Source organism: Pinisolibacter sp. (genome assembly GCF_036782435.1).
Classification (GTDB): Bacteria; Pseudomonadota; Alphaproteobacteria; order Rhizobiales; family Ancalomicrobiaceae; genus CALBKH01.
In genome coordinates this window covers 1-10,246 of the sequence record NZ_DAIPZB010000085.1, presented here as the reverse complement: position 1 = coordinate 10,246, position 10,246 = coordinate 1, and the positions used below count along the sequence as shown (strand labels likewise).

Here is a 10,246-nt window from a genome sequence, read left to right as displayed (position 1 = left end):
TGCGGCATGTGGCCGACGCCGGGGAAGCGGTGGACGGCGACGACGCCGGGCACGGCTTCGCACTGCCGGATCGGCAGGACGCGGTCCTGCTCGCCCCAGATCAGGCGGATCGGATGGGGCAGGTCGGCGAGACGGGCGAGGTCGAAGCCCTTCTGGCGCTCGCCGTCGAGGATCGCTTCGGCGATGCGGGCGAGCGTCGGGCAGACGCGCGGGTCGCGCCGGCCTTCGACGATGCGGGCGACGGCGGCGGGGGGGATCACCGTCTCGAAGCCGAAGAAGCGTTCGTTCAGGGCCTCGATCTCGGCCGCCTCGGTCGCCACGGCGAAGCGGCGCAGCAGGCGGGCGTCGATCTCGGGGCCGAAGCCGCCGGGGGCGACCAGGGTGAGGCTCGCCACCTCGCCGGTGCCGGCGAGCTTGAAGGCGGCGATGGTGGCGATGGCGCCGCCCATCGAATGGCCGACGAGATGGAAGCGTCGGTGGTCGAGGGCGGCGAGCGAATCGATCACCGCCTGGGCGGCGAGACCGGCGTGGCCGATCTTCGGCCAGTCGAGCGCCTCGCCGTGGCCGGGCAGGTCGAAGGCGATCACCCGGTGGCGGGTCTCGAGCGGGATCAGCTGACCGAGCCAGGTCTCGCGGTCGCCGGCGAAGCCGTGCAGGAAGACGATCGGCGGGCGGCCTTCGGGTCCGCGCGCCACGTGCGGCAGGATCATCGACATCGTCACTCCCTCGTCTCGGTCGTCGCGCGCCGACTTTCGACGATCGGGCTCGAAAACGAAAGAGGGGGCCGACGGGCCCCCTCTCGCGCAACTCGGTGGATACCGAGATCAGATCATCGACTGGCCGCCGTTGACCGACATGGTCGAACCGGTGACGAAGCCGGCTTCGTCGGCGGCGAGGAAGACGACCGCGCGAGCGATCTCTTCCGGCTCGCCGAGGCGATTGACCGGGATGTGCGGCAGGATCGACTTCTCGACCACGGCCGGATCGATCGCCTTGACCATCTCCGTGGCGATGTAGCCGGGGCAGATGGCGTTGACGGTGATGCCGGCGCGGGCGCCTTCCTGGGCGAGCGCCTTGACGAAGCCGAGGTCGCCGGCCTTGGCGGCGGAATAGTTCACCTGACCCATCTGGCCCTTCTGGCCGTTGATCGAGGAGATGCAGATGACGCGGCCGAACTTGCGGGCGCGCATGCCTTCCCAGATCGGACGGGTCATGTTGAAGAGTGAGTTGAGGTTGGTGCCGATGACCGCGTTCCACTGGTCCTTGGTCATCTTGTGGAACATGCCGTCACGGGTGATGCCGGCGTTGTTGACCAGCACTTCGATCGGGCCGAGTTCGGCCTCGACCTTGGCGATGCCGGCGGCGCAGGCGTCGAAGTCGGAGACGTCCCACTTGAAGGTCGGGATACCGGTCTCGGCGGTGAACTTGGCCGCAGCCTCGTCGTTGCCGCCGTAGTTGGCGGCGACCTTGTAGCCGGCCGCCTTGAGGGCGACCGAGATCGCCGCGCCGATGCCACGGGAACCGCCCGTCACGAGAGCCACTCTGCTCATGGTTTCCTCCGTCTTTGGGCCGAACGGAACGCGCTTCGGGCACCGGGCCACGGTTCGCGCGTCGGAATTCGGCGGGATCTTGTGGGTGGGGTGCCCCGCCGCGGGCTCGGGTGAACCCGCGGCGGTGGCGAAAGGAACGAGGGGAGCGACCGTGCGGCCGCTCCCGCCGGGATCAACGCTCGACGCAGAGGGCGATGCCCATGCCGCCGCCGATGCACAGGGTGGCGAGACCCTTCTTGGCGTCGCGCTTCTGCATCTCGAAGAGCAGGGTGACGAGGACGCGGGCGCCCGACGCGCCGATCGGGTGGCCGATGGCGATGGCGCCGCCGTTGACGTTCACCTTCGAGGTGTCCCAGCCGAGCTCCTTGTTGACGGAGATCGCCTGCGCCGCGAAGGCCTCGTTGGCCTCGACGAGGTCGAGGTCGGTGGCCGACCAGCCGGCCTTGGCCAGCGCCTTCTTCGAGGCCGGGATCGGGCCGGTGCCCATGATCGCCGGATCGACGCCGGCGGTCGCCCACGACTTGACGGTGGCGAGCGGCTTCAGGCCGCGCTTGGCGGCTTCCTCGGCGGTCATCAGGACGAGGGCGGCGGCGCCGTCGTTGATGCCGGAGGCGTTGCCGGCGGTCACGGTGCCTTCCTTGTTGAAGGCCGGGCGCAGCTTGCCGAGCGCGTCGGCGGTGACGCCGTCACGGATGAACTCGTCGGTGTCGACGACGACGTCGCCCTTCTTGGACTTGATGACGACCGGGACGATCTCGTCCTTGAAGCGGCCGGACTTCTTGGCCGCCTCGGCCTTGTTCTGCGAGGCGGTGGCGAAGGCGTCCTGCTCCTCGCGGGAGATCTGCCACTTCTGGGCGATGTTCTCGGCGGTCACGCCCATGTGATAGCCGTGGAAGGCGTCGGTGAGGCCGTCCTTGATCATCGTGTCGACGACCTCGAGCGAGCCCATCTTCACGCCGTTGCGCAGGTGGGCGACGTGCGGCGACTGCGACATGGACTCCATGCCGCCGGCGACGATGACGCTCGCATCGCCGTTGGCGATCTGCTGCAGGCCGAGGGCGACGGCGCGCAGGCCGGAACCGCAGAGCTGGTTGAGACCCCAGGCGGTCGCCTCCTGCGGCACGCCGGCGGCCATGGCGGCCTGACGAGCCGGGTTCTGGCCGCCGTTGGCGGACAGGATCTGACCCATGATCACCTCGTCCACGTCCGCCGCCGCGACCCCGGCGCGCTCGAGAGCGGCCTTGATGGCGGTGGCGCCGAGCTGATGAGCCGGAACGCCGGCGAGAGCACCGGAGAAGCTGCCGACGGGCGTGCGCGCCGCGCCGACGATGACGACGTCGTTGGCCATTCCAATTTTCCTCCGAAATCGGGTCTCGGGCGAGAGAACCCTGCGATCGCCCACTCTGCCGCGACATTCGAATCGATTCGAGTCGTGACCTGCGATCTCGTTCCGTCCCCTCGAGGGGGGCGGAACCGTCGGAGCGAATAGAGCCGCCGGACCCTCCCCGTGTCAATGCGATCGACCCCTTCCGCGTCTCCGCAATCCGTCTGATCCGAGCCCGGATTCACGGTTTTTCGCGTCAGACTTTCGTATGTTTTCGCGGTGCAGCGCCCGCAGTGCACGAAATCTGTGGCCTCGCGGTGCGAAACTACCTAATCTCTGCGATCGGGAGGACGCCGCACGCCCGAACACCGTCGTTTTCGGACCGGCAGCGCGTCGAATACGGGATCGGTAGAAGAAACATGGCCAAGACCGAAGAGCCCACGATCATCAAGAAGTACGCCAATCGGCGCCTCTACAACACGGGGACCTCGTCCTACGTGACGCTCGAGGACCTGGCCGAGATGGTCAAGAACGAAGAGCTCTTCGTGGTCTACGACGCCAAGAGCGGCGACGACATCACCCGCTCTGTGCTGACCCAGATCATCTTCGAGCAGGAGAACAAGGGGCAGAACCTGCTGCCGATCACGTTCCTGCGCCAGCTGATCCGCTTCTACGGCGACAGCATGCAGAACCTGGTGCCGAGCTATCTCGAGTTCTCCATCGACAGTCTGACGCGCGAGCAGGGCAAGTTCCGCGAACAGATGTCCCATGCCTTCCCCGGCAACGCCTTCGAGGCGATGGAGGAGCAGGTCCGGCGCAACACCGAGATGTTCGAGCGCGCCATGCGGATGTTCTCGCCCTTCGGCGCGATGATGGGCGACGGCGCCGCCACGGCCGGTGCGGCCCGCGGCGAGGACAAGCCCGCGGAAGCGGCCCCGGCGCAGCCGAGCGAACTCGATCGGCTGAAGCTGCAGATGGAAGAGATGCAGAAGAAGCTCGACGCCATCGCCGCCGCCAAGCGCTGAGGCGTTCGGGCGAATTCCGGCGGAACGTCACGTCGACGGCACGGAATCTTCCGCCGCTTTCGTTGACAAGCGGAGGCCTCTCCGTATATTGCCGGCCATTCGCGACGAGCCGGGATCTTCCGGCTTCCAGCGCTGCCCGAGGCTTTCACGGCCACCGGACCCGCTCCCTCCTCCCGGATCTTCCGAGAGGGTGGATCGAGGACCGGTTTCGGTCGTTTCCAAGTCCGTGCGACGATGCACCCGCCCGAGCGAAGGCTCGACGGGACGTTCCACCGGTGGTGGAGGGCATCGGAGCCCATCGAGACGGCCGTCTCGACGGGTGACGGCACGGCGCCGAAGGGCGCGTGACGAAAACGAGGTAAGAGATACATGTTCGCGGTCATCAAGACGGGCGGCAAGCAGTACAAGGTCGCCGCCGACGACGTGATCACCATCGAGAAGGTCGCCGGCGAGGCGGGCGATGCGGTCACGTTCGATCAGGTTCTTCTCGTCGGCGGTGAGACCACCGTCGTCGGCGCTCCCACCGTGGCGGGCGCCACCGTTTCCGGCACCGTGGTCGAGCAGGGCCGCGCCAAGAAGGTGATCATCTTCAAGAAGCGCCGCCGCAAGAGCTGGCGCCGCAAGGAAGGTCACCGCCAGGAACAGACCAAGGTGAAGATCACCGCGATCAACGCCTGATCCGAAGCGCCGGCCCCACGGCCGGCGAGATGAGACGAGACCCCGACGCAGGACGCCGATCGGCGCGCGAAGGGCGAAGACAGAAGGAGCACCACGATGGCTCACAAGAAGGCCGGCGGTTCGTCCCGCAACGGACGCGATTCCGAATCCAAGCGCCTCGGCATCAAGAAGTTCGGCGACCAGGCCGTGGTCCCGGGCAACATCATCGCGCGTCAGCGCGGCACCAAGTGGCATCCGGGCGCCGGCGTCGGCATGGGTCGTGATCACACGATCTTCGCCACCACCGAGGGCCGCGTCCGCTTCGACGCCAAAGCCAACGGTCGCATCTACATCTCCGTAACGCCGAATACGGCGGCAGCTGCGGAGTAACCCGGCGAATGGTCCTTCGATCCGCCGGTGTCCCGAAGACCCCGGCGGCGCGAAGTCGCTGATCTCCGAAGCCCTCCGAGGGCGAACGAGCGGGGGAGATGGGACACCATCCTCCCCTTTCGTTTTTCCGCCCCATTCCGCGCGCAAGCGACGGTATCCCCCGGAGGAGCTCGAGATGAGCACGACACCCGAAGTTCCCGATCCGAGCCTGACGCTCGAAACCCCGCGGCTGGTGCTGCGCCGGCCGACGCGGGCCGACGCGGCGCGCATGGCGGAACTGGCGAACGACGCCGCGATCGCCGAGAACCTGTCGATCCTGCCGCACCCCTACGGTCTCGACGACGCCCACGCCTACATCGACAACATCGAGGTGAGCCTCCGGCGGATCAATCTCGGCGTCTACCTCAAGGCCGAGACCGACGAGTTCATCGGCACGGTCAGCCTGATGCCGCGCGACGGCGAGCGTTTCGTCGTCGGCTACTGGATCGGCCGGCCCCATTGGGGCAAGGGCTACGCGACCGAGGCGGTGCAGGCGATCGTCGATCTCGCCTTCGGCCGTCTCGGCGTCGACGCGGTGGCGGCGACGGCACGGGTGACCAACGGGTCGTCGCGGCGAGTGCTGGAGAAGTGCGGTTTCCAGTTCGCCGGGTCGGGCATGGGGCCGTCGCTCTATCATCGCGGCATGGTGCCGATCGACCGCTTCCGGCTGGAACGGTCGATCTGGATGTCGCTGAAGAACTGGGCGTCGAAGCGTGTCGACGAGGCGCGCAGCGCGTGAGGGCGTGACGGCGGGTGAACCCGCCGCGCCCGAGAATGAGGTGGCGGGTGAGCCCGCCACCGGTGAGGTGAGACGATGAAGTTCCTCGATCAGGCCAAGGTCCATATCCGCTCCGGCGACGGCGGTGCCGGATGCGTCTCCTTCCGCCGCGAGAAGTTCATCGAGTTCGGCGGTCCCGACGGCGGCGACGGCGGGCGCGGCGGCGACGTCTGGGCGGAATGCGTCGACGGCCTCAACACCCTCATCGACTATCGCTACCAGCAGCATTTCAAGGCGAAGACCGGCGGCCACGGCATGGGCCGCAACCGTCACGGGGCCAAGGGCGACGACGTCGTGCTCGCGGTGCCCAAGGGCACCGAGATCCTCGACGAGGACGGCGAGACGGTGATCGCCGACATGACACAAGTCGGGACGCGGGTGCTGCTCGGCCGCGGCGGCAACGGCGGCTTCGGCAACGACCATTTCAAGTCGTCGACCAACCGGGCGCCGCGTCGCGCCAATCCCGGCGAGGAGGGTGAGGAGAAGACGATCTGGCTCCGGCTGAAGCTCATCGCCGACGCCGGTCTGGTCGGTCTGCCCAATGCCGGCAAGTCGACCTTCCTCGCCTCGGTGACGGCCGCCAAGCCGAAGATCGCCGATTATCCCTTCACCACGCTGCACCCCGGTCTCGGCGTGGTGCGCGTCGATGCGCGCGAATTCGTGCTGGCCGACATCCCCGGTCTGATCGAAGGCGCCCACGAGGGGCTCGGGCTCGGCGATCGCTTCCTCGGTCACGTCGAGCGCTGCCGGGTGCTGCTGCATCTCGTCGACGGCACCCAGGAGGACGTCGCCACCGCCTACAAGGTGATCCGCAAGGAGCTCAAGGCCTATGGCGGCGGTCTCGCCCAGAAACCGGAGATCGTGGCGCTGACCAAGGTCGACGCGCTCCTACCCGAGGAACGGGCGGAGAAGGCGGCGGCGTTGAAGAAGGCGGCGCGGCGGGTGCCGCTGGAGCTCTCGGCGCCGACCGGCGAGAACGTCGAGAAGACGTTGCGCGCGGTGATGCGCGCCATCGACGGCGCCGACGCCGCCGAGGAACTCGAACATCCCACCTCCCCGGCGCAACCGTGGCGACCGTGACGCGTCGTGCGCGTCTTCGCGTCGCGTCGGTTCGTCGCCGCGGCGCTTGATCGGTCGCCGGATCACGCCTAATCCCGTGCGGCCGTCCCCGTTCCAGGGTTCGCGATCGGTGATCGCGACGCTTCTTCACCGGACAAGCCCGCCATGATCCGCCGCCTGGAAGACTACCGTCGTATCGTCGTCAAGATCGGCTCGGCGCTGCTCGTCGACCGGGCGACCGGCGACATCCACTGGCCGTGGCTGGAGAGCCTCGCCCAGGACGTGGTGGCGCTGGCGCGGGACGGCCGAGAGATCCTGCTGGTCTCCTCCGGCGCGATCGCGCTGGGGCGTGGCCGGCTCGGCCTGCCGAAGCGGGCGCTGGCGCTCGAAGAGAGCCAGGCGGCGGCGTCGGTCGGCCAGATCGCGCTGGCGCGGGCCTATTCCGAAATCCTCGGAACGCACGGGCTGATCGCCGCGCAGGTGCTGCTCACCCTCGACGACACCGAGGACCGGCGGCGCTATCTCAATGCGCGCGCCACCCTCGGCACGCTCCTGGAGCGCCGGGCGATCCCGATCATCAACGAGAACGACACGGTGGCGACCACCGAGATCCGCTACGGCGACAACGACCGGCTGGCGGCGCGCGTCGCCACCATGGTCGGCGCCGACTGTCTGGTGCTGCTCTCCGACATCGACGGTCTCTACACCGCGCCGCCCAACCAGGATCCGAATGCCGAACTCATCCCGCTGGTCGAGAAGATCACGCCGGAGATCGAGGCGATGGCCGGCGGCGCCGGGTCGGAACTGTCGCGCGGCGGCATGAAGACCAAGATCGACGCCGCCAAGATCGCCACGGATGGCGGCACCGCCATGGTGATCACGCTGGGCAAGCGTCTGTCGCCGCTCGCCGCGATCTCGGCCGGGGAGCCGTCGACGTGGTTCCTGCCCGCCGCCGATCCGGTGACGGCGCGCAAGAAGTGGATCGCCGGATCGCTCGACGCGCGCGGCGCGGTCAGGGTCGATGCCGGTGCGGTCAGGGCGCTGCGCTCCGGCAAGAGCCTGCTGCCCGCCGGCTGCACCGCGGTCGACGGCAAGTTCGAGCGCGGCGACGCGATTCGCATCCTCGGCCCGGCGGGCGAGGAACTGGGGCGCGGTCTCGTCGCCTGGGACGCCGCCGAGGCGAAGGCCCTGCTCGGCCGCAAGACCCATGAAATCGAGGAAATTCTCGGCTATACCGGTCGCAAGGAGCTGATCCACCGCGATCACATGGTGCTGAGGGGGGAATGATGACCCACATCGCTCGCGTGACGGACGGTGTCACCGTCGAAGCCCTGATGGAGGAGATGGGCGCCCGCGCCCGCGCCGCCGCCCGCGGCCTCGCCGTCGCCTCGACCGAGGTGAAGAACGCCGCGCTTCGGGCGATGGCCACCGAGATCCGTGGCGCCACGACCGAGATCCTCGCCGCCAACGCCGCCGACGTCGCCGACGGCAGGGCCAAGGGGTTGGCGTCGAGCTTCATCGACCGGCTGACGCTGACCCCGGAGCGCATCGAGGCGATGGCCAAGGGCCTCGAGGATATCGCCGCGCTCGGCGATCCGGTCGGCCGGGTGCTCGCCGCATGGGACCGCCCCAACGGGCTCCACATCGAGCGCGTGGCGACACCGCTCGGGGTCGTCGGCATCATCTACGAGAGCCGGCCCAACGTCACCGCCGACGCCGGGGCGCTGTGCCTGAAGGCCGGGAACGCGGCGATCCTGCGCGGCGGCTCCGACGCGCTGCGCTCGTCGTCGGCGATCGTCGCGGCGCTGCGTCGCGGGCTCGCCGGTGCCGGCCTTCCGGAGGATGCGGTGCAACTGGTGCCGACCGCCGATCGCGCCGCGGTCGGAGCGATGCTCGCCGGTCTCTCCGGCGCCATCGACGTCATCGTTCCGCGCGGCGGCAAGTCGCTGGTGGCGCGGGTCCAACAGGACGCTCGCGTCCCGGTGTTCAGCCATCTCGAGGGCATCTGCCACGTCTATGTCGATGCGGCCGCCGATCTCGCCATGGCGGAGAAGATCGTCGTCAACGCCAAGATGCGGCGCACCGGCATCTGCGGTGCGGCCGAGACGCTGCTGGTCGATCGCGCCTGCGCGGCGACGCACCTGAAGCCGATCATCGCCGCCCTGCGTGCCGCGGGTTGCGAGATCCGGGCGTCGGACGAGGTTCGGGCGGTGGTGCCCGACGCGGTGCCGGCGAGCGAGGTCGACTGGTCGACCGAATATCTCGATGCGATCATCACCGTCGGTCTGGTCGACGGGGTGAAGGGGGCGATCGATCACATCGAACGCTACGGCTCGCACCACACCGAGGCGATCGTCACCGACGACGCCGCCACCGCCGAGCGCTTCATGAACGAGATCGACTCGGCGATCCTGTTGTGGAACGCCTCGACCCAGTTCGCCGACGGCGGTGAATTCGGCATGGGGGCGGAGATCGGCATCGCCACCGGCAAGATGCATGCGCGCGGTCCGGTCGGGGTCGATCAGCTCGTTTCGTTCAAATATCGGGTGCGCGGCACCGGACAGGTCAGGCCCTGAGGTGAGCGACGCGGCGCGATCCGGCACGACCGTCTGGGGTGAGGGGGTGGCCCGCGCCGATCTCATGATCCCGCCGACGGCGCCGGGTCTGAGGATCGGTCTGCTCGGCGGGTCGTTCAATCCGCCGCATCTCGGCCACCTCCACGTCGCCCGCACGGCGATGGAGCGGCTGGCGCTCGATCGGCTGTGGGTGCTGGTGACGCCGGGCAATCCCTTGAAGAGCCGGGCCGATCTGGCGAGCCTGGGACGGCGGCTCGCCGCCACCCGGCGTCTCCTCGACGACCCGCGCATCGTGGTGAGCGCGCTCGAAGCCGGTTTCGGCTCGCCCTACACGTGGCGGACGGTGGAGCGGCTCGCCGGTATGGCGCCGTCGGTGCGTTTCGTCTGGGTGATGGGGGCGGACAATCTCGCCGGCTTCCACCGTTGGCAACACTGGCGGCGCATCGCCGCGACGGTGCCGATCGCGGTGGTCGATCGTCCCGAGGCGTCGCTCGCCGCGCTGCATGCGCCGGCGGCGCAGGCGCTCGCGGATTTTCGCCTGCGCGAGATCGATGCGCCGACCCTGGCGCAACGCCATCCGCCGGCGTGGGTGTTCCTGCACGGCCCGCGGGTGGCGCTGTCGTCGACCGAGTTGAGGCGGCGCGGCCTCACCGCTTGAACGAGCTTCTCATACCGAGCCCATGAAGTTCTGACCTGTTCAGAACTTCATGGGCGATGGCAAGCCCGAACGGGCGTCGGCCGGTCAGGCCGTAACGCTGATGAATTTCGGACGAGTCCGAAATTCATCAGCCCGGTATCATGAGACCTGTGCGCGGATAGCCCTCGACGACCGTCTACTGACGTGATTC

Annotated in this window: 11 protein-coding genes; 8 read left to right on the top strand and 3 right to left on the bottom strand. The window is 68.7% G+C overall.

Annotated features, from left to right (window positions below; all coding sequences use genetic code 11):
• The 3 genes from V7Q42_RS20845 to V7Q42_RS20835 all read right to left on the bottom strand — a co-directional run.
• The coding region (locus V7Q42_RS20845) for an alpha/beta fold hydrolase (RefSeq protein WP_333826193.1) at positions 1-716 on the bottom strand (716 nt) is incomplete at its 3' end.
• Positions 717-824: 108 nt separating this feature from the next.
• On the bottom strand, positions 825-1,550 hold the full coding sequence (gene phbB / locus V7Q42_RS20840; RefSeq protein WP_333826192.1) for an acetoacetyl-CoA reductase: 726 nt from the start codon (positions 1,548-1,550) through the stop codon (positions 825-827).
• Positions 1,551-1,722: 172 nt separating this feature from the next.
• Entirely contained in the window at positions 1,723-2,898 is a 1,176-nt protein-coding gene (locus tag V7Q42_RS20835; protein WP_333826191.1) for an acetyl-CoA C-acetyltransferase, read from the bottom strand.
• 395 nt (positions 2,899-3,293) lie between these two features.
• Between V7Q42_RS20835 and phaR the strand changes: the two genes are divergently transcribed.
• The 8 genes from phaR (at position 3,294) to V7Q42_RS20795 (ending at position 10,056) form a co-directional block, all read left to right on the top strand.
• On the top strand, positions 3,294-3,899 hold the full coding sequence (gene phaR / locus V7Q42_RS20830; protein WP_333826190.1) for a polyhydroxyalkanoate synthesis repressor PhaR: 606 nt from the start codon (positions 3,294-3,296) through the stop codon (positions 3,897-3,899).
• 369 nt (positions 3,900-4,268) lie between these two features.
• Positions 4,269-4,577 (top strand): 50S ribosomal protein L21, encoded by a 309-nt coding sequence (rplU, locus tag V7Q42_RS20825; protein ID WP_333826189.1) that lies wholly within the window; start codon positions 4,269-4,271, stop codon positions 4,575-4,577.
• Positions 4,578-4,673: 96 nt separating this feature from the next.
• Entirely contained in the window at positions 4,674-4,946 is a 273-nt protein-coding gene (gene rpmA, locus V7Q42_RS20820; RefSeq protein ID WP_333826188.1) for a 50S ribosomal protein L27, read from the top strand.
• Between the two features lie 175 nt (positions 4,947-5,121).
• A complete protein-coding gene (locus tag V7Q42_RS20815; protein ID WP_333826187.1) occupies positions 5,122-5,724 on the top strand; it encodes a GNAT family N-acetyltransferase in 603 nt (200 codons plus the stop codon).
• Between the two features lie 75 nt (positions 5,725-5,799).
• Positions 5,800-6,843, top strand: coding sequence for a GTPase ObgE (obgE, locus tag V7Q42_RS20810; protein WP_333826186.1), 1,044 nt, complete (start codon positions 5,800-5,802; stop codon positions 6,841-6,843).
• 144 nt (positions 6,844-6,987) lie between these two features.
• Positions 6,988-8,109, top strand: coding sequence for a glutamate 5-kinase (gene proB, locus V7Q42_RS20805; RefSeq protein WP_333826185.1), 1,122 nt, complete (start codon positions 6,988-6,990; stop codon positions 8,107-8,109).
• Positions 8,109-9,398 carry a glutamate-5-semialdehyde dehydrogenase gene (locus V7Q42_RS20800; RefSeq protein WP_333826184.1) on the top strand — a complete coding sequence of 430 codons (1,290 nt, stop codon included), beginning with the start codon at positions 8,109-8,111 and terminating at the stop codon, positions 9,396-9,398. The genes proB and V7Q42_RS20800 overlap by 1 nt, the downstream gene beginning before the upstream one ends.
• 64 nt (positions 9,399-9,462) lie before the next feature.
• Positions 9,463-10,056, top strand: a complete 594-nt coding sequence (locus V7Q42_RS20795) for a nicotinate-nucleotide adenylyltransferase (protein WP_333826194.1) — start codon at positions 9,463-9,465, stop codon at positions 10,054-10,056.
• The last annotated feature ends 190 nt before the right edge of the window (positions 10,057-10,246 follow it).

Bases quoted from the DNA above. Each gene is read 5' to 3' on its own strand.
- phbB (WP_333826192.1), bottom strand. From the start codon at position 1,550: ATGAGCAGAGTGGCTCTCGTGACGGGCGGTTCCCGTGGCATCGGCGCG.
- V7Q42_RS20835 (WP_333826191.1), bottom strand. From the start codon at position 2,898: ATGGCCAACGACGTCGTCATCGTCGGCGCGGCGCGCACGCCCGTCGGC.
- phaR (WP_333826190.1), top strand. From the start codon at position 3,294: ATGGCCAAGACCGAAGAGCCCACGATCATCAAGAAGTACGCCAATCGG.
- rplU (WP_333826189.1), top strand. From the start codon at position 4,269: ATGTTCGCGGTCATCAAGACGGGCGGCAAGCAGTACAAGGTCGCCGCC.
- rpmA (WP_333826188.1), top strand. From the start codon at position 4,674: ATGGCTCACAAGAAGGCCGGCGGTTCGTCCCGCAACGGACGCGATTCC.
- V7Q42_RS20815 (WP_333826187.1), top strand. From the start codon at position 5,122: ATGAGCACGACACCCGAAGTTCCCGATCCGAGCCTGACGCTCGAAACC.
- obgE (WP_333826186.1), top strand. From the start codon at position 5,800: ATGAAGTTCCTCGATCAGGCCAAGGTCCATATCCGCTCCGGCGACGGC.
- proB (WP_333826185.1), top strand. From the start codon at position 6,988: ATGATCCGCCGCCTGGAAGACTACCGTCGTATCGTCGTCAAGATCGGC.
- V7Q42_RS20800 (WP_333826184.1), top strand. From the start codon at position 8,109: ATGACCCACATCGCTCGCGTGACGGACGGTGTCACCGTCGAAGCCCTG.
- V7Q42_RS20795 (WP_333826194.1), top strand. From the start codon at position 9,463: ATGATCCCGCCGACGGCGCCGGGTCTGAGGATCGGTCTGCTCGGCGGG.